This window comes from Variovorax sp. Soil_C_26 (genome assembly GCF_057657075.1).
On sequence record NZ_JBDGJC010000005.1, the window covers coordinates 166,463 to 183,715 of the forward strand.

Genomic DNA, 17,253 nt, shown 5'->3' on the forward strand with positions numbered 1-17,253 from the left:
GGCCCGCACAATAGGCACCGCTCCGGGGTGCACGCATGTGGCGTGCTGAGATGGCAAGCTGCCGACCCGCGAACTTGATCCGGGTCATACCGGCGTAAGAAGAGCTGCACTCCCTGACTTCGGTCCGCCACACCATCTTGTGGCGGGCATCTGCCGAAGGCCACCGAGCGATTGCGGAGCACCCTGTCTTTCCACAAGGAGTGCCCGATCGATGAATGCCCCCGATAAGTTCACCTCGCTGCTGTCGCTGACGCGCGAGCCGTTCCCCGCATCGCACAAGTGCGTCATTCCCGGCAGCCGGCCCGACCTCGCCGTGCCTGTGCGTGACGTTCTGCTCACCAACGGCGAGACGGTCTCGCTCTACGACACCTCGGGTCCGTACACCGACCCGAAGGTCGAGATCGACGTGCGCCGCGGCCTGCCCGACGTGCGCGGCGCATGGATCGTCGAACGCAACGACACCGAAAGCTACGAAGGCCGCATGCACCATGCGCTCGACGACGGCGCCAAGAACGAAGACCGCGATGCCCAGCGCCTGGCCGAACTGCGCGCCGGCGCCTCGGCATTGCAGCGCACGCCGCGCCGCGCCAAGTCGGGCGCCAACGTGACGCAGATGCACTATGCGCGCCGCGGCATCGTCACGCCCGAGATGGAGTACGTGGCGCTGCGCGAGAACGGCAAGCGCGAGTGGATGGCCGAGTACCTCGCCAACGAGGAGCGTGCGAGGCGCGTGGCCGGCAACCCGATGGGTGCGCAGATTCCGCGCATCATCACGCCCGAGTTCGTGCGCGACGAAGTGGCGCGCGGCCGCGCGATCATTCCCGCGAACATCAACCACCCCGAAGTCGAGCCGATGGCCATCGGCCGCAACTTCAAGGTCAAGATCAACGCCAACATCGGCAACTCGGCCGTCACCTCGAGCATCGAGGAAGAAGTGGAAAAGCTCGTCTGGGCCATCCGCTGGGGCGCCGACAACGTGATGGACCTGTCGACCGGCAGGAACATCCACACCACGCGCGACTGGATCGTGCGCAACAGCCCCGTGCCGATCGGCACCGTGCCGATCTACCAGGCGCTCGAGAAGGTCGGTGGCGTGGCCGAGGACCTGACCTGGGAGATCTACCGCGACACGCTGATCGAGCAGGCCGAGCAGGGCGTGGACTACTTCACCATCCACGCCGGCCTGCGCCTGGCGTTCATCCACCTGACGGCCGACCGCATGACCGGCATCGTCTCGCGCGGTGGCTCGATCATGGCCAAGTGGTGCATCGCGCACCACAAGGAGAGCTTCCTCTACACGCACTTCGAAGACATCTGCGACATCATGAAGGCTTACGACGTGAGCTTCTCGCTCGGCGACGGCCTGCGCCCCGGCTCGGGTGCCGACGCCAATGACGAGGCGCAGTTCGCCGAACTGCGCACGCTCGGAGAGCTCACGCAGATCGCCTGGAAGCACGACGTGCAGACCATGATCGAAGGGCCGGGCCATGTGCCGATGCACATGATCCAGGCCAACATGGACGAGCAGCTCAAGCACTGCCACGAGGCGCCGTTCTACACGCTCGGGCCGCTGACGATCGACATCGCGCCAGGCTACGACCACATCTCCAGCGCGATCGGCGCCGCGATGATCGGCTGGGCCGGCACCGCGATGCTCTGCTACGTGACGCCGAAGGAGCACCTCGGCCTGCCGGACCGCGACGACGTGAAGCAGGGGATCATTGCGTACAAGATCGCCGCGCACGCGGCCGATGTGGCGAAGGGGCATCCCGGCGCGCGCTCGCGCGACGATGCTCTGAGCAAGGCGCGCTTCGAATTCCGTTGGCAGGACCAGTTCAACCTCGGGCTCGACCCCGACACCGCGCGTGAATTCCACGACGAGACGCTGCCGAAGGATTCGAGCAAGGTGGCGCACTTCTGTTCGATGTGCGGGCCGAAGTTCTGCTCGATGAAGATCACGCAGGAGGTGCGGGAGTACGCGGCGAAGAAGGGGGTGGCCGAGGCGGAAGCGGCTTCGGCCGGCATGGCCGAGAAGTCGCGGGAGTTCGTGGCGGGGGGTGGGGAGATGTACATACCGATTCGGGCTGTGTCTTCTTCCTGATTCTTTTGGGTTCGGGGCCGGGGCGAAACCCGGCTCCGGAAAACAAACCTAGCTCACGCGTTGCTACTATCCCCAAAGCCCAAGATCCCCAAAAAGACACCTCAATGCCCACCTTCCCCTTCGCCGCAGTCCTCTTCGACTGCGACGGTGTACTCGTCGACTCCGAGCCCATCACCAACCGCGTGCTCGCCGAAATGCTCGGCGAGCTCGGCTGGCATCTCAGCACCGAAGAGGCGATGAACGCCTTCACCGGCAAGGCCGTGAAGGACGAGGCCGCGCTCATCGAATCGAAGACCGGCGTGCGGATCACCGAGGACTGGCTCAAGACCTTCCGCGGCCGCCGCAACGAAGCGCTCGAACGCGACCTCGAGGCCATTCCCCATGCGCTCGACGCGATCCGCAAGATCCACGCCACGCTAGACGGGCGCATCGCCTGCGCCTCGGGCGCGGATCGCCACAAGGTCGAGCTGCAGCTGGCCAAGACGGGCCTGATCGAGTTCTTCGAGGGCCGCATCTTCAGCGGCCACGAGATGCCGCGCTCCAAGCCGCATCCCGACGTGTACCTCGCAGCAGCGGCAGCGCTGGGCGTCGATCCGAAGCGCTGCGCGGTGGTCGAAGACACCGTGACGGGCGCCGCCGCCGGCGTGGCCGCAGGCGCCACGGTGTTCGGCTACAGCACCGGCGAATCAGGCCACAGCGGACCCGAGGCACTGCGCAGCGTCGGTGCGCTGCAGGTGTTCAGCGACATGCGCGAACTGCCCGCATTGCTCGCGGCGCACGGCATGCAGCAGGGCTGAAACCCCTGCGGCGAACAGGCCCGCGCGCTTTCTGCTGCAATGGCAACGAGCATGTTCACAAGGAGCCAGACCCCGATGACTTCCGAATACCAGACGGCGCAGCCCGAGCGCGCCGAGATCGATGCCCTCGAAGGCCCCGCCGTGGTCGAGTTCGGCACCAACTGGTGCGGCATCTGCAAGGCCGCGCAGCCGAACATCGCCGAGGCCTTTGCCCAGTACCCGCACATCCGCCGCATCAAGGTCGAGGACGGCAGCGGGCGGCCGCTCGGCCGCTCGTTCGGCGTGCGCCTCTGGCCCACGCTGGTGTTCATGCGCGACGGCAAGGAAGTCGCCAAGCTCGTGCGCCCCGAGGACAGCGCTTCCATCGCCGCGGCGCTGGCGCGCATCGACGCACCTGCGGCCGCCTGAGCGCTACTTCTACTTCTTCACCTGCTGGCGGAAATCGCTCGGCGCCTGCCCGGTCCATTGCAGGAAGGCGCGCGCGAAGCTCTTCTCGTTGCGAAAGCCCACCGCCAGCGCCACCTGCTTGATGGGGCGCGCCGTGCGGCGCAGCAGGTCCACGGCCATCTCGTGGCGCACCTCGTTCTTCAGCGCCTGGAGCGAGGTGCCTTCCTCGTGCAACTGCCGGTGCAGCGTGCGGCTCGACACATTGAGCCATGCGGACAGCCCCTCGGCGGTGGTGGCTTCGCCGGCGTGCGAGCGCAGCAGTTCGCGCACGCGCTGGCCCAGCAGCCGGTCGCGCCGGTACTGCAGGATCGTGAGGGGCAGCGCCCGCTTGAGCATGGTGCGCAACGCGCGCTCGTCCCGCTGCAAGGGCAGGGCGAGGTAGCGCTCGTCGAACGCGATGCTCGCGCAGGCCGCGTCGAAGCGCGTGTCGGGCGTGAACATCGACGCATAGGCATCGCGGTGTGCCGGCGCCGCGAACGGAAAGCTGGCCTGGCGCAGCGAGATGCGCGAGTCGATGGCCCAGCACATGTAGCCGTGCATGAAGCGCAGGCTCGTCACCAGGCAGAACTCGCGGAATGCGTCGTCGAGCGCGCGGCGTTCGGCCACGCGCAGCGTGGCGACACCGCCCGCCATCTCGAGCGACAGGCCGATGTCGTCGGTCAGCAGGTGGTGGTGGCGGCACCAGCGCTTGATCGCCACGCCCAGGTCGGGCGCGGTCAGCGAGGCGCGGCACAGCATGCCGTAACTGCCCCAGGGCAGCCGGCGCGAGAACCAGCCGAGCGCTTCGTCGTCGAGTTCCTGCATGGCGTGATCCGACAGCACCTCGAACTGCGCGGCCGTGACCCGGGCGTCGGGCCGGGCCAGTTCGCGCGGCGTGATCTGTGCCGAGCGCAGCGCCTCCGACGGATCGGCGCCATAGCGCTGGTAGCCGCGCACGATGGCTCGCACGAAGGCCATTGGCGTGACGGCGCGGGCGGGTCTGAGAAAGGCAGGAGACGACATCGGATGGCAGGCGCGGCGTGGCGCATTTTGCAACCATTGTGGCGCCAATTGCGGCGCGGCCAGGCGTAAGCTGCGTGGTTCCAAGCGCCAATCCGCGTGGGACCGCCTGCGCGCCGACCCCTCAGAGGAGACAAGACACATGCACGATCCCGGCCTGAACTTCGACCTGGGCGAGACCATCGACTCGCTGCGCAGCGCCATCCAGGACTTCGCGGCCCATGAAATCGCGCCGCGCGCGGCCGACATCGACAGCGACAACCTGTTCCCGCACGACCTCTGGAAGAAGCTCGGCGACCTCGGCCTGCACGGCATGACGGTGAAGGAAGAGTTCGGCGGCACCGAGCTCGGCTACCTCGCGCACATCGTCGCGATGGAAGAGGTCTCTCGCGCCTCGGCGTCGGTGGGGCTTTCGTACGGCGCGCACTCCAACCTGTGCGTGAACCAGATCCACCGCAACGGCAGCGACGCGCAAAAGAAGAAATACCTGCCCAAGCTGGTGAGCGGCGAACACGTGGGCGCGCTGGCCATGAGCGAGCCGAACGCCGGCTCCGACGTGGTCAGCATGAAGCTCAAGGCCGAGAAGAAGAACGGCCACTACGTGCTCAACGGCGGCAAGATGTGGATCACCAACGGCGGCGACGCCGACACGCTGGTCATCTACGCCAAGACCGAGCCCGAGATGGGCGCGCGCGGCATGACGGCCTTCATCGTCGAGAAGGGCTTCAAGGGCTTCTCGGCCGGCACCAAGCTCGACAAGCTCGGCATGCGCGGCTCCAACACCTATCCGCTGTTCTTCGACAACTGCGAAGTGCCCGAGGAGAACGTGCTCGGCGGCGAAGGCCAGGGCGCCAAGGTGCTGATGAGCGGCCTCGACTACGAGCGCGCGGTGCTCTCGGGCGGCCCGCTCGGGATCATGGCCGCCTGCATGGACGCGGTGCTGCCCTTCGTGCACGAGCGCAAGCAGTTCGGCCAGAGCATCGGCGAGTTCCAGCTCATGCAGGGCAAGCTGGCCGACATGTACTCGACCTGGCAGGCCACGCGCGCCTACGTCTACGCGGTGGGCAAGGCCTGCGACCGCAATGACCACGCCCGCACCTTCCGCAAGGACGCGGCCGGCGCGATCCTCTATTCGGCCGAGAAGGCGACCTGGATGGCCGGCGAGGCGATCCAGGCGCTGGGCGGCGTGGGCTACACGAAGGACTTTCCGGTCGAGCGGCTCTGGCGCGATGCCAAGCTGTACGAGATCGGTGCGGGCACGAGCGAGATCCGGCGCATGCTGATCGGGCGCGAGCTGTTCTCGGAAACCGCCTGAGCGGGTTTTCTCCCTCCCCTTCCGGGGGCGCCCATCCCAAAGGACATGGACATGACTTCTGCGTTGGACAAGAGCTACGCCAAGGGCGCCACCGACGTCCCGCTGATCGAACAGACCCTCGGCGATTTCTTCGACGGCATGGTCGAGAAGCAACCCGAGCGCGAAGCCCTGGTCAGTCGCCATGAAGGCCTGCGCTTCACCTACCGCGAACTGCAGGCCGAAGCCAACCGCCTCGCGAGCGCGCTGCTGAAACTCGGCCTGGCACCCGGCGACCGCGTCGGCATCTGGTCGCACAACAATGGGCCGTGGGTGCTGATGCAGATCGCCACCGCCAAGGTCGGCCTTGTCCTCGTCAACATCAACCCGGCCTACCGCACCGCCGAGCTCGAATACGCACTCAACAAGGTCGGCTGCAAGGCGCTGGTGACCATGGCCCGCTTCAAGACCAGCGACTACCTGGCGATGCTGCGCGAAGTCGGACCCGAACGCCTGCCGCAGCTTGCGCACACCTTCTGGATCGACGGCAAGGATGCCCCCGACGAGTCCGGCATGCAGCGCTTCAGCGCGCTGCTCGCGAGCGGCGATGCGGCCGATGCGAAGGTGCAGCAGGTCCAGAAGACGCTGAAGGCGACCGACCCGATCAACATCCAGTTCACCAGCGGCACGACGGGCTTTCCCAAGGGCGCGACGCTGACGCACCGCAACATCCTCAACAACGGCTTCTTCATCGGCGAGTGCATGAAGCTCACGCCGGCCGACCGGTTGTGCATTCCGGTGCCGCTGTACCACTGCTTCGGCATGGTGCTCGGCAACCTGGCCTGCCTCACGCATGGCGCGGCCATCGTGTACCCGAACGACGGCTTCGATCCGCTCACCGTGCTCGAGACCGTGGAGGCCGAGAAGTGCACCGGGCTGCACGGCGTGCCCACGATGTTCATCGCCGAACTAGACCATCCGCGCTTCAAGGAGTTCGACCTGTCCACGCTGCGCACCGGCATCATGGCCGGCTCGCCGTGCCCGACCGAGGTGATGAAGCGCGTGGTCAACGAGATGCACCTCGGCGAGATCACCATCGCCTATGGCATGACCGAGACCAGCCCCGTGAGCTGCCAGAGCAGCACCGACACGCCGCTCGACCGGCGCGTGTCCACGGTCGGCACGGTGCAGCCGCACGTCGAGGTGAAGATCGTCGATCCCGAGACCGGCGCCATCGTCGCGCCCGGGCAGTCGGGCGAGCTGTGCACGCGCGGCTACCTCGTGATGCATGGCTACTGGGACGACGAGCCCAAGACGCGCGAGGCCATCGATGCCGAGCGCTGGATGCACACCGGCGACCTCGCCACCATGGACGCCGAGGGCTACGTCAACATCGTCGGGCGCATCAAGGACATGGTGATCCGCGGCGGTGAGAACATCTATCCGCGCGAGATCGAAGAGTTTCTCTACCGCCATCCGAAGGTCCAGGACGTGCAGGTGGTCGGCCTGCCCGATCGCAAGTACGGCGAGGAGCTCTGCGCCTGGATCATTCCCAAGCCCGGCCAGATGCTCGAAGAGGCCGAGGTGCGCGATTTCTGCAAAGGCCAGATCGCGCATTACAAGGTGCCGAAGTACATCCGCTTCGTCGAAGCGTTCCCAATGACCGTGACCGGCAAGATCCAGAAATTCAAGATCCGCGAAGCGATGGCCGAACAGCTCGGCCTCGAACAAGAAAAGACAGCATGAGCGCCGCGCAGAACCGCTTCAAGCAAGCTCGCTCCCCCTTGGGGGGAAGTGAGGACACGACAGTGCCGAACAAAGGGGCCCAATGAGCAAGATCGAAACCAAACTCAACGCCCGCTCCGCGGACTTCCAGACCAATGCCGCCGCCATGCGAGCGCTGGTCGACGACCTTCGCGCGCAGTTCGCCACGGTAGAGCAGGGCGGCGGCGAGGCCGCGCGCGCCAAGCACACCGCACGCGGCAAGCTGCTGCCGCGCGACCGCGTGGCCGAGCTGCTCGACCCGGGCACGCCTTTCCTCGAGATCTCGCCGCTCGCCGCGCACGGCATGTACAAGGGCGACGCGCCCGGCGCCGGCCTGATCGCGGGCATCGGCCGCGTCAACGGTGTCGACTGCATGGTGGTGTGCAACGACGCCACCGTGAAGGGCGGCACCTACTACCCGATGACGGTCAAGAAGCACCTGCGCGCACAGGAGATCGCCGAGCAGAACCGCCTGCCGTGCATCTACCTCGTCGACTCGGGCGGCGCCAACCTGCCGAACCAGGACGAGGTGTTTCCCGACCGCGACCACTTCGGCCGCATCTTCTACAACCAGGCCAACATGAGCGCCCAGGGCATCCCGCAGATCGCGGTCGTCATGGGCTCGTGCACGGCCGGCGGCGCCTATGTGCCGGCCATGAGCGACGAGTCGATCATCGTCAAGAACCAGGGCACCATCTTTCTCGGCGGCCCGCCGCTCGTGAAGGCGGCCACGGGCGAGGTCGTGACGGCCGAAGACCTCGGCGGCGGCGACGTGCACACCCGCCTGTCGGGCGTGGTCGACCACCTGGCGCAGAACGACCTGCATGCGCTCGCGCTTGCGCGCTCGGCGGTGGCGAACCTCAATGCGCAGCGGGGCGAAGAACAACGCGCCGCCCCGGCGGCCGACGAGGTGCGCGCACCCCTGTTCCCGCGCGAGGAACTCTACGGCGTGATCCCCACCGACACGCGCAAGCCCTTCGACGTGCGCGAGATCATTGCGCGCATCGTCGACGGCAGCGAGTTCCACGAGTTCAAGGCCCGATTCGGCGCCACGCTGGTCTGCGGCTTTGCCGAGATCGAAGGCATGCCGGTCGGCATCGTCGCGAACAACGGCATCCTGTTCAGCGAATCGGCGCAGAAGGGTGCGCACTTCATCGAGTTGTGCTGCCACCGCAAGATCCCGCTGGTGTTCCTGCAGAACATCACGGGCTTCATGGTCGGGCGCAAGTACGAGAACGAAGGCATCGCACGGCACGGCGCCAAGATGGTGACCGCCGTGGCCACCGCCAACGTGCCCAAGTTCACCATCATCATCGGCGGCAGCTTCGGTGCCGGCAACTACGGCATGTGCGGCCGGGCCTACAGCCCGCGCTTCCTCTGGATGTGGCCCAACGCGCGCATCAGCGTGATGGGCGGCGAGCAGGCCGCGAGCGTGCTGGCCACGGTCAAGCGCGACGGCATCGAACTGAAGGGCGGCAGCTGGAGCAAGGAAGAGGAAGAAGCCTTCAAGGCGCCGATCCGCCAGCAGTACGAAGACCAGGGCCATCCCTATTACGCCAGCGCGCGGCTCTGGGACGACGGCATCATCGATCCGGCCGACACGCGCCGCGTGCTCGCGCTCGGCCTTGCCGCTGCGCGCCATGCGCCCATTCCCGAACCCCGCTTCGGCATCTTCCGGATGTGACATGACCACCTTCACCAAGCTCAAGCTCGAATCCGGCGACGGCCCGGTCGCGCGCATCTGGCTCGACCAGCCCGACGCGCGCAATGCCTTCGACGACACGGTGATCGCCGAGCTCACGCAGGCCTTCACCGAAGCCGGCGCCGCGCCGCAGGTCAGGGCCATCGTGCTCGGCGCCAACGGCCCGGCCTTCTGCGCGGGCGCCAACCTGCACTGGATGCGCCGCATGGCCGACTACACGCGCGACGAGAACATTGCCGACGCTGGCAAGCTCGCCGCCATGCTGCGCACCATCGCCGAATGCCCCAAGCCCACCATCGCGCGGGTGCAGGGCGACGTGTATGCGGGCGGCATGGGCCTGGTGGCCGCGTGCGACATGGCCGTGAGCGTCGACAGCGCCTGGTACTGCCTCAGCGAAGTGAAGATCGGCCTCGTGCCCGCGACCATCAGCCCGTACGTGCTGCGCGCGATGGGCACGCGGGCTTCGCAGCGCTACTTCCTCACGGCCGAGCGCTTCGGCGCGGCCGAGGCGCACCGCATCGGCTTCGTGCACGAGGTGGTCGCGGCCGAGGCGCTCGATGCCAAGGTCGACGAACTGCTGAAGGCGCTCACCGGCGTGAGCCCCGCTGCGGTGCGTGCCTGCAAGCAGCTGATCGCCGACGTGGACGGCCGCCAGATCGACGACGCGCTGGTCGCGAAGACGGTCGAGGGCATCGCCGACATCCGCGCCAGCGACGAAGGCCGCGAGGGCGTGCAGGCCTTCCTGCAGAAACGCAAGCCTTCGTGGCTGGGCCGCTGAGCGCGCACGCATGACCGCGCTCGACATGCCCCAGCTGCTCGCACTGGCCGCCGCCATCGGCTGGGCCAGCGGCGTGCGCCTCTACCTCGTGGTGCTGCTGACGGGCCTCGTCGGCTATTTCGGCTGGGTGCCGCTGCCGGGCGGGCTGCAAATGCTCGCGCATCCGGTCGTCATCGCGGCGAGCGGCTTCATGGTCTTCATCGAGTTCTTCGCCGACAAGATCCCGGGGCTCGATTCGCTCTGGGACATGGTGCACACCGCGATCCGCATCCCGGCCGGCGCAGCGCTCGCGGCCAGCGTGTTCGGCGCCGACCATGGCGTGATGGCGATCGTCGCGGCACTGCTCGGCGGCGGCTTCGCTGCGACCGCGCATGCGGCCAAGGCCACCACGCGCGCCGCGATCAACACCTCGCCCGAGCCGTTCTCGAACGTGGGCGCCTCGCTGGTCGAAGACACGATGGTGCCCGCGGGGCTGTGGCTGGCGGTGGCGCACCCGTTCGTGTTCCTCGTGCTGTTCGTGCTGGTGCTGGTCGCGAGCGTGTGGCTCATCCGCAAAAGCTGGCGCTTCCTCCGGGCGCTGTTCAGCCGCGTGGCCCGCATCTTCAGCGGCCGATCCGATCCGGGCGTCGTGCCCGCGTTCCAACTGAAAAAGAATCCTCCGGGAGACGCCTCGAATGTTCAAGAAAATCCTCATCGCTAACCGTGGCGAGATCGCCTGCCGGGTGGCTGCCACCGCGCGCCGCATGGCCATCCGCACCGTCGCCGTGTATTCCGACGCCGATGCGCACGCGAACCATGTGCGCGCCTGCGACGAGTCGGTGCACCTCGGCGGCAGCGCGCCCAAGGACAGCTACCTGCGCTGGCAGAAGATCCTCGAGGCCGCCAAGGCCACGGGCGCCGAGGCGGTGCATCCGGGCTACGGCTTCCTGAGCGAGAACGAGGAGTTCGCCCAGGCCTGCGCCGACGCGGGACTGGTCTTCATCGGCCCGCCGCCCTCGGCCATCAAGGCGATGGGGCTCAAGGCCGAGTCGAAGCAGCTGATGGAAAAGGCCGGCGTGCCGCTGGTGCCCGGCTACCACGGCCATGACCAGGACCCGGCGCTGCTGCAGCGCGAGGCCGACCGCATCGGCTATCCGGTGCTCATCAAGGCCAGCGCGGGCGGCGGCGGCAAGGGCATGCGCGCGGTCGACAAGGCGGCCGACTTCGAGGCCGCGCTCGCCTCGTGCAAGCGCGAGGCGATCAACAGCTTCGGCGACGATGCGGTGCTGATCGAGAAATACGTGCAGCGCCCGCGCCACATCGAGATCCAGGTGTTCGGCGATGCGCACGGCAACTACGTCTACCTGTTCGAGCGCGACTGCTCGGTGCAGCGGCGCCACCAGAAGGTGCTCGAGGAAGCGCCCGCGCCCGGCATGACCGAGGCGATGCGCAAGCAGATGGGCGAGGCGGCCGTGGCTGCGGCGCGCGCGGTGAACTACGTCGGCGCGGGCACGGTGGAGTTCATCGTGGAGCAGCGCGATGGCGGCGAAATGAATTTCTTCTTCATGGAGATGAACACGCGGCTTCAGGTGGAGCATCCCGTCACCGAAGCCATCACCGGCCTCGATCTCGTCGAATGGCAGTTGCGCGTGGCGTCGGGCGAGCTGCTGCCGGCGCAGCAAGCGGAGTTGCAGATCCACGGCCACGCGATCGAGGCCCGCATCTGCGCCGAGAACCCCGACAACAACTTCCTGCCCGCGACCGGCACGCTGCGCGTCTATCGCAAGCCGCAGGCCACGGCGTTCCAACGCAGCCGCGTGCGCATCGACGACGGCGTGCGCGAGGGCGGCGAGATCTCGCCCTACTACGACTCGATGATCGCCAAGCTGATCGTGCACGGCGCCACGCGCGGCGAGGCGCTCGCGCGGCTCGATGCGGCGCTGGCGCAGGTGCACATCGTCGGCGTCGCGACCAACGTGCAGTTCCTGCGCGGCGTGCTCGCGACCGACTCGTTCGCCAAGGCCAACCTCGACACGGCGCTGATCGAGCGCGAGCGCGCCGTGCTGTTCGACCGCGAGCCGCTGGGCCTGCCGCTCGCGGCTGCCGCGGCGATCACGCGCACGCTGGTGGCCGAGGGCGCCGCGGCCGGCGCGTCCGACCCGTTTGCGCGCCGCGACGGCTGGCGTGCACTGGGCGCCTACACGCGCCGCTTCGATGTCGAGTTCCGCGGCGAGGCGCAGACCGCCTTGCTCACGTTCCGGCACGACGGCAGCCTCTGGCTCGAAGTCGGCGGTGTCGCGGGCCCGCTGACCGTCGGGCGTTTTCCTTCGGGCGAGTTCGAACTCGACTTCGCGGGCAACCGGCAGACGGTGAACGTCTACCTCGACGACGCGACGGCGCATGTCTTCGCAGCGAAGGGCGCCACGAAGATCACTGCCGTCGATCGCCTCGCGCATGCCGGTGACACACAGGCCGAAGGCGGCCGGCTCACCGCGCCGATGCCGGGCAAGGTCGTGTCGTTCGCGGTGAAGGCCGGCGACAAGGTCAGCCGCGGCCAGCCGCTGGCAGTGATGGAAGCCATGAAGATGGAGCACACCATCGCCGCGCCGGCCGACGGCACGGTGCAAGAACTGCTGTTCGCGCCGGGCGAGCAGGTGGGCGAGGGCGACGAACTGCTGCGGATGGCGACCGCGGCGGCCTGAAGAAAAGTTTTTAACCCCGCTGCGGGCGCCGGCGCGTATCAGCCGAGGTCGTCATCACTCAAGGAACGCCATGACCGCCTCTCGCCTGCCTTCGGGCTTCCCCCGCCTTCTCGCTGACCGCCTTCTTGCCGAACGCCTGCGCGCGGGCGGCCTGCTGCTCGCACTGGCCGCCGCGCTGTCGCTGGCCGGCTGCGGCCGCGACAGGGACGCCAACAACCACAGCAGCGAGCCGGTCGCACCGCCGGCCATGGCCCCGGCCCCGGCCGGCGGCATGGCGATGAAGGCACAGCGCATGCAGCCGGCCGCGGAATCCAGCGCGTCGTCGAACATGCGGCAGGACGTGCAGCAGGATGCGCCGCTGCAGCGCTTCCTCGCGGTGCGGCAGGAGCTCGTCGTCGAGGTGCCGCCCGACCAGCTCGCGGCGGCCTTTGAAAAGATGCGCGATCTCTGCGGCACGCTGCAGTGTGAGCTGCTCTCGGCCTCGCTGCTGCGCGAAACGCCGCGGCAGCCCGGCAGCGCCATGCTCGAAGTGCGCGTCGCGCCCGCCGAGGTCGACAAGCTGCTCGGCGGCCTGGCTGGCGTCGCGAGCGTGGTCTCGCACACCACCACCAGCGAGGACAAGACCGCCGAGGTGATCGACGTCGAAGCCCGCATCAAGAACCGCACCGAGTTTCGCGACAGCCTGCGCGCGATGCTGGGCGATACCGTCACCAAGCGCACCATGGCCGACCTGCTGGCGATCCAGCGCACGCTGTCGAACACGCAGGCCGAACTCGACGCCACCGCCACGCAGCGCAAGGTGCTGGCGCAGCAGACCAGCAAGCAGCACATCCAGATCCAGTTCACGCCGAAGCGCGTGCTGGTGGCGGGCGGCGACGATGGCTACAGCCCGATGAGGGAGGCGCTGCGCAACGCGGGTGCGGTGCTGGCCGAAAGCGTCGGCGCGCTGATCACCTTCGTGGCGGCGGCGCTGCCATGGCTGGTGATCGTGGTGCTGCCGGTGGCGTGGCTCGCGCGCGTGCTGTGGCGCCGCCGCAGCCGCCGCGCGCGCTCGAACTGACTCAGCCCACCACGACTTCGCTGACCTGCATCACCGGTGTGATGTCGGTGTAGTTCTGGATGTCGGCCCGGATTTCCTTGGCGTGCGGGCCGAACGCCGCCTGGAACGCCTCGGCCGACTCGCAGAACACGTGGCACATGCCGACGTAGGCCGGCGGCGAGCCCGGCGCGCCGCCGCCGAGACCCTTGTCGATGGTGTACGAGAGGCACGCATCGCCCATGCGCTCTTTCAACAGAGGCATGTGCTTGTCGCGGTAGTAGGCATGGTCGAACCGTGCGCCTTCGGTGTAGGGATACATCACGCTGACTTTGATCATGGGGTCTCCTGGTGGATGTTGCGCCGAGCATAGCCAACCGCCCACGTCGCGTCAGCGCCCTCACTAAGATCCGTTCCATGAAAATCATCGTCTCCCTCACCGACAACCGCCCCGAACCCTGGATCGAAGGCCTGCGAGCCGAACTGCCCGGCGCGCAGATCGAAGCCTGGAAGCCCGGCGCGCCGCAGGCCGACCATGCCGTGGTCTGGGCCCCGCCGCAGCAGCTGCTCGACGAGCAGCCGCAATTGCGCGGCCTGTTCAACATCGGCGCCGGCGTCGATGCGTTGCTCAAGCTCGAGGTGCCCGCCCACACGCGTATCGTGCGGCTCGACGACGCGGGGATGTCGGTGCAGATGGCCGAGTACGTCTGCCACACGCTGATCCGCCACTTTCGCGAGTTCGACGTCTACGAGGCCGATGCGCGCGAAGGCCGCTGGAGCTACCGCAAGCCGAAGCTTCGGCGCGACTTTCCGGTCGGCATCATGGGCCTGGGCGTGCTCGGCGAGCGCGTGGCGAAGGCGGTGGCGCACTTCGAGTTTCCGGTGCTGGGCTGGAGCCGCTCGCCCAAGGCGATCGACGGCGTGAAGGTGTTCAGCGGCGAGGCGCAGTTCGACGAATTCCTCGCGTCCACGCGCGTGCTGGTCAACCTGCTGCCGCTGACCGATGCCACGCGCGGCATCCTCAACCGCGACACGCTCGGCCGCCTCCGGCCCGAGGGCTACCTGATCAGCATCGCGCGCGGCGCCCACCTGGTCGAGGGCGACCTGATCCCGCTGCTCGACAGCGGCAAACTCGCGGGCGCGACGCTCGACGTGTTCCAGGTCGAGCCGCTGCCCGCCGACCATGCGTTCTGGCGCCATCCGAAGATCACCGTGACGCCGCACGGCTCGGCGCGCACGCTGCGCGAGGAATCGATCACCCAGATCGCCGGGAAGATCCGCGCGATGGAACAAGGCCAGTCCATCACGGGCGTGGTCGACCCGACGCGCGGGTACTGACCTTCACCCGGCCGAGGCCGGGGCCGCGGGTGGCGCCGAAGGCAGGGGAATCCCCAGGGCGCATTTTTCTTCATGTATGTGAAAATATTTTCATGACTGTGAAGACTGCCTTCCGCGTGATCGAGATCGTCGAGCTCTTCGCGCGCGAGAAGCAGCCGCTCGCGCTCTCGGAAATGGCGCGTCTGCTCGAGATGCCGGTGTCGAGCTGCCTCGGCCTGATCCGCACGCTCGAGGCGCAGGGCTACATGTACGAGACCGGCCGCCGCCAGGGCTATTACCCGACCGGCCGGCTGCTCGCGATGGCACAGGTGATCGCGGCGCACGATCCCGTGCTCGACCGCGTGCGCGCCACGCTCGAGGAGCTGCGCGACAGTGCGCGCGAGACCGTGCTGCTCGGCAAGTTCCGCGAGCCCGGCACCGTGATCTACCTCGAGGTGCTGAGCGCGCCGCAGCGCATCCGCTACACCGCCGAGTCGGGCGAAACCCGGCCTGCCTATGCCAATTCGATGGGGCGCGCGCTGCTGTCCACGCTGGCGCCCGAGGCGCGCCGCACACTGCTCGCGGCCAGCCCGCTCGCGCCGCTCACCGAGGCCACGCTGACCACGCCCGAGGCCATCGAGCAGGAGCTCGTGCGCGGCGCTGCGCGCGGCTGGTACGGCAACCTGGGCGAAAGCATCCCCGACCTCGCCGGCCTCGCATGGCCACTGCGCCTGGGCGGCGAGGCGTATGCGATCTCGATCGCCGGCCCGCGCTACCGCGTCGAGCCGCGCCTCGAGGAGATCGCCGCGATGCTGCGCGCGGCCTGCCTGTCGCTCGAACCCCAGACGCAGACCCCGAACCCGACCGAAAGCCCCCGATGACCGACAAGCCCACGCCCCGCTACTTCGTGCGAGAACAAGAGATTGCCGGCTACCACCCCGCCAACCACGTCGGCACGCTCAACAAGCGCCTGATCGGCCCCGAGACCGTGGGCGCGAAGCAGCTCGAGGTGCTGGTCGGCCACATCCAGAACGGCAAGGGCGCGCTGCCGCATGCGCACCCCGGCATCGAGCAGGTCTGCTACATGCTCGAAGGCCGGGCCGTCGCCGAGGTCGGCGGCCAGCGGCAGGAACTGCAGCCGGGCGACTGCTGCTTCTTTCCGGCCGATGCGATGCACACCTTCACGGTGGTGAGCGACGAGCCCGTGCGCGTGCTGGTGATCTACAGCCCGCCCTACGAAGAATCGCCGGAGCGCGTGATCCGGCCCTGACAACCCCAACCGGAGACAACCCCATGCAGACGACGAAGAAGAACGCGACAGAATCCCAACGGACGGTCGCGGTGGCCAGCCGCCGCCGTTTCATTTCCATCGGCGCCGCGGCGGGCCTGGCAGGCGCGGCGCCCTGGGCCTTTGCGCAAGAGGGCTACCCCAAGCAGCCGATCAAGCTCATCGTGCCGTTCGCGGCCGGCAGCGGCACCGATGCGGTGGCGCGCATCACCGCGCAGATGCTCGGCGAGGCGCTCAAGGGCTCGGTCATCGTCGACAACAAGGCGGGCGCCAGCGGCGTGATCGCGGCCGAGTTCGTGGCGAAGGCGCCGCCCGACGGCTACACGCTGTTCATGACCACCAACACCACGCACTCGGCCAACCCGAGCCTCATGAAGTCGCTGCCCTACGACCCGGTGAAGGACTTCGCGCCCGTGAGCCGCATGGGCAACCTGCCGTTCATGCTGGTGGTCAACAACGACCTGCCCGTGAAGAGCGTGGCCGAGCTGCTGGCCTGGGGCCGCGCGAACCCCGGCAAGCTGACCTATGCGAGCGGCAACAGCACGGGCATCGTGAGCGGCGCCACGCTGTCGCGCATGAGCGGCGTGCCGATGCTCCACGTGCCTTACAAGAGCACGCCGCCCGCCATCGCCGACCTGATCGGCGGGCAGGTGTCGATGATGGTGGTCGACCTCGCCGCGGGGCTCGCGACGGTCAAGGCCGGCCGGATGCGCGCGATCGCGGTCACCACGCAGGAGCGCACCCAGCTCTTTCCCGAGCTGCCGCCGCTGGCCGACACGCCCGAGCTCAAGGGCTTCGACATCACCTCGTGGAACGGCGTCTTCGCGCCCGCGGGCACGCCGAAGGACATCGTGCTGAAGCTCAACAAGGCGCTCGCGGAGATGGCGAACGGCCCGGTGTTTCGCGAGCGCGTGAGCAAGCTGGGCTTCGATGCGTTCGGCAGCACGCCGGAAGCGCTGGGCGCCTTCACAGTGTCCGAACTGACCAAGTGGAAGAAGCTGATCGAGGCCGCGGGCATTCAACCCGAATGAGCACGCCATCGTATTTCTCCC

Annotated in this window: 16 protein-coding genes and 1 riboswitch; of the genes, 14 read left to right on the forward strand and 2 right to left on the reverse strand. The window is 68.1% G+C overall.

What is annotated here, in order from left to right:
- The first annotated feature begins 13 nt into the window (after positions 1 to 13).
- Positions 14 to 118: riboswitch (TPP riboswitch) on the forward strand.
- Between the two features lie 93 nt (positions 119 to 211).
- The 3 genes from thiC (at position 212) to AC3A6G_RS16525 (ending at position 3,306) form a co-directional block, all read left to right on the forward strand.
- Complete coding sequence (gene thiC / locus AC3A6G_RS16515; protein ID WP_487874072.1) at positions 212 to 2,101, forward strand: phosphomethylpyrimidine synthase ThiC; 1,890 nt, start codon at positions 212 to 214, stop codon at positions 2,099 to 2,101.
- A 104-nt stretch (positions 2,102 to 2,205) separates the two neighbouring features.
- Entirely contained in the window at positions 2,206 to 2,898 is a 693-nt protein-coding gene (locus tag AC3A6G_RS16520; RefSeq protein ID WP_487874073.1) for an HAD family hydrolase, read from the forward strand.
- A 75-nt stretch (positions 2,899 to 2,973) separates the two neighbouring features.
- Positions 2,974 to 3,306: a thioredoxin family protein gene (locus AC3A6G_RS16525; protein WP_487862349.1), complete on the forward strand. Its 333-nt coding sequence runs from the start codon at positions 2,974 to 2,976 to the stop codon at positions 3,304 to 3,306.
- Positions 3,307 to 3,315: 9 nt separating this feature from the next.
- Here AC3A6G_RS16525 and AC3A6G_RS16530 read toward each other — a convergent pair whose 3' ends face one another.
- Positions 3,316 to 4,347, reverse strand: a complete 1,032-nt coding sequence (locus AC3A6G_RS16530; RefSeq protein WP_487874074.1) for an AraC family transcriptional regulator — start codon at positions 4,345 to 4,347, stop codon at positions 3,316 to 3,318.
- 139 nt (positions 4,348 to 4,486) lie between these two features.
- On the opposite strand from AC3A6G_RS16530, the gene AC3A6G_RS16535 reads away from it, so the two are divergent.
- The 7 genes from AC3A6G_RS16535 (at position 4,487) to AC3A6G_RS16565 (ending at position 13,620) form a co-directional block, all read left to right on the forward strand.
- Positions 4,487 to 5,659, forward strand: coding sequence for an isovaleryl-CoA dehydrogenase (locus AC3A6G_RS16535; RefSeq protein ID WP_487862351.1), 1,173 nt, complete (start codon positions 4,487 to 4,489; stop codon positions 5,657 to 5,659).
- A gap of 45 nt (positions 5,660 to 5,704) precedes the next feature.
- The gene (locus AC3A6G_RS16540; protein ID WP_487874075.1) at positions 5,705 to 7,381 is read left to right on the forward strand and encodes an AMP-binding protein; all 1,677 of its coding nucleotides are present in this window, start codon (positions 5,705 to 5,707) and stop codon (positions 7,379 to 7,381) included.
- An 82-nt stretch (positions 7,382 to 7,463) separates the two neighbouring features.
- Positions 7,464 to 9,083 carry a carboxyl transferase domain-containing protein gene (locus tag AC3A6G_RS16545; RefSeq protein ID WP_487874076.1) on the forward strand — a complete coding sequence of 540 codons (1,620 nt, stop codon included), beginning with the start codon at positions 7,464 to 7,466 and terminating at the stop codon, positions 9,081 to 9,083.
- Position 9,084: 1 nt separating this feature from the next.
- On the forward strand, positions 9,085 to 9,879 hold the full coding sequence (locus AC3A6G_RS16550; protein WP_487874077.1) for an enoyl-CoA hydratase/isomerase family protein: 795 nt from the start codon (positions 9,085 to 9,087) through the stop codon (positions 9,877 to 9,879).
- A gap of 10 nt (positions 9,880 to 9,889) precedes the next feature.
- Positions 9,890 to 10,579 carry a DUF4126 domain-containing protein gene (locus tag AC3A6G_RS16555; protein WP_487865616.1) on the forward strand — a complete coding sequence of 230 codons (690 nt, stop codon included), beginning with the start codon at positions 9,890 to 9,892 and terminating at the stop codon, positions 10,577 to 10,579.
- A complete protein-coding gene (locus AC3A6G_RS16560) occupies positions 10,554 to 12,560 on the forward strand; it encodes an acetyl/propionyl/methylcrotonyl-CoA carboxylase subunit alpha (protein WP_487874078.1) in 2,007 nt (668 codons plus the stop codon). Before AC3A6G_RS16555 ends, AC3A6G_RS16560 begins: the two co-directional genes overlap by 26 nt.
- Before the next feature lie 70 nt (positions 12,561 to 12,630).
- Complete coding sequence (locus tag AC3A6G_RS16565; protein ID WP_487874079.1) at positions 12,631 to 13,620, forward strand: DUF4349 domain-containing protein; 990 nt, start codon at positions 12,631 to 12,633, stop codon at positions 13,618 to 13,620.
- Position 13,621: 1 nt separating this feature from the next.
- Here the strand turns inward: AC3A6G_RS16565 and AC3A6G_RS16570 are convergent, their stop codons facing one another.
- A complete protein-coding gene (locus tag AC3A6G_RS16570) occupies positions 13,622 to 13,936 on the reverse strand; it encodes an EthD family reductase (protein WP_487862358.1) in 315 nt (104 codons plus the stop codon).
- A 77-nt stretch (positions 13,937 to 14,013) separates the two neighbouring features.
- On the opposite strand from AC3A6G_RS16570, the gene AC3A6G_RS16575 reads away from it, so the two are divergent.
- The 4 genes from AC3A6G_RS16575 (at position 14,014) to AC3A6G_RS16590 (ending at position 17,232) form a co-directional block, all read left to right on the forward strand.
- Positions 14,014 to 14,934 (forward strand): 2-hydroxyacid dehydrogenase, encoded by a 921-nt coding sequence (locus tag AC3A6G_RS16575; RefSeq protein WP_487874080.1) that lies wholly within the window; start codon positions 14,014 to 14,016, stop codon positions 14,932 to 14,934.
- A gap of 92 nt (positions 14,935 to 15,026) precedes the next feature.
- Positions 15,027 to 15,794: an IclR family transcriptional regulator gene (locus AC3A6G_RS16580; RefSeq protein WP_487862360.1), complete on the forward strand. Its 768-nt coding sequence runs from the start codon at positions 15,027 to 15,029 to the stop codon at positions 15,792 to 15,794.
- Complete coding sequence (locus AC3A6G_RS16585) at positions 15,791 to 16,183, forward strand: cupin domain-containing protein (protein WP_487862361.1); 393 nt, start codon at positions 15,791 to 15,793, stop codon at positions 16,181 to 16,183. The genes AC3A6G_RS16580 and AC3A6G_RS16585 overlap by 4 nt, the downstream gene beginning before the upstream one ends.
- Positions 16,184 to 16,206: 23 nt before the next feature.
- Positions 16,207 to 17,232: a Bug family tripartite tricarboxylate transporter substrate binding protein gene (locus AC3A6G_RS16590; protein WP_487862362.1), complete on the forward strand. Its 1,026-nt coding sequence runs from the start codon at positions 16,207 to 16,209 to the stop codon at positions 17,230 to 17,232.
- The last annotated feature ends 21 nt before the right edge of the window (positions 17,233 to 17,253 follow it).

Excerpts from the sequence above, each read along its gene's own strand:
- thiC (WP_487874072.1), top strand. The coding sequence starts at position 212 with ATGAATGCCCCCGATAAGTTCACCTCGCTGCTGTCGCTGACGCGCGAG.
- AC3A6G_RS16590 (WP_487862362.1), top strand. The coding sequence starts at position 16,207 with ATGCAGACGACGAAGAAGAACGCGACAGAATCCCAACGGACGGTCGCG.
- AC3A6G_RS16580 (WP_487862360.1), top strand. The coding sequence starts at position 15,027 with ATGACTGTGAAGACTGCCTTCCGCGTGATCGAGATCGTCGAGCTCTTC.
- AC3A6G_RS16520 (WP_487874073.1), top strand. The coding sequence starts at position 2,206 with ATGCCCACCTTCCCCTTCGCCGCAGTCCTCTTCGACTGCGACGGTGTA.
- AC3A6G_RS16565 (WP_487874079.1), top strand. The coding sequence starts at position 12,631 with ATGACCGCCTCTCGCCTGCCTTCGGGCTTCCCCCGCCTTCTCGCTGAC.
- AC3A6G_RS16585 (WP_487862361.1), top strand. The coding sequence starts at position 15,791 with ATGACCGACAAGCCCACGCCCCGCTACTTCGTGCGAGAACAAGAGATT.
- AC3A6G_RS16535 (WP_487862351.1), top strand. The coding sequence starts at position 4,487 with ATGCACGATCCCGGCCTGAACTTCGACCTGGGCGAGACCATCGACTCG.
- AC3A6G_RS16575 (WP_487874080.1), top strand. The coding sequence starts at position 14,014 with ATGAAAATCATCGTCTCCCTCACCGACAACCGCCCCGAACCCTGGATC.
- AC3A6G_RS16530 (WP_487874074.1), bottom strand. The coding sequence starts at position 4,347 with ATGTCGTCTCCTGCCTTTCTCAGACCCGCCCGCGCCGTCACGCCAATG.
- AC3A6G_RS16570 (WP_487862358.1), bottom strand. The coding sequence starts at position 13,936 with ATGATCAAAGTCAGCGTGATGTATCCCTACACCGAAGGCGCACGGTTC.
- AC3A6G_RS16560 (WP_487874078.1), top strand. The coding sequence starts at position 10,554 with ATGTTCAAGAAAATCCTCATCGCTAACCGTGGCGAGATCGCCTGCCGG.
- AC3A6G_RS16540 (WP_487874075.1), top strand. The coding sequence starts at position 5,705 with ATGGACATGACTTCTGCGTTGGACAAGAGCTACGCCAAGGGCGCCACC.
- AC3A6G_RS16545 (WP_487874076.1), top strand. The coding sequence starts at position 7,464 with ATGAGCAAGATCGAAACCAAACTCAACGCCCGCTCCGCGGACTTCCAG.
- AC3A6G_RS16550 (WP_487874077.1), top strand. The coding sequence starts at position 9,085 with ATGACCACCTTCACCAAGCTCAAGCTCGAATCCGGCGACGGCCCGGTC.
- AC3A6G_RS16525 (WP_487862349.1), top strand. The coding sequence starts at position 2,974 with ATGACTTCCGAATACCAGACGGCGCAGCCCGAGCGCGCCGAGATCGAT.
- AC3A6G_RS16555 (WP_487865616.1), top strand. The coding sequence starts at position 9,890 with ATGACCGCGCTCGACATGCCCCAGCTGCTCGCACTGGCCGCCGCCATC.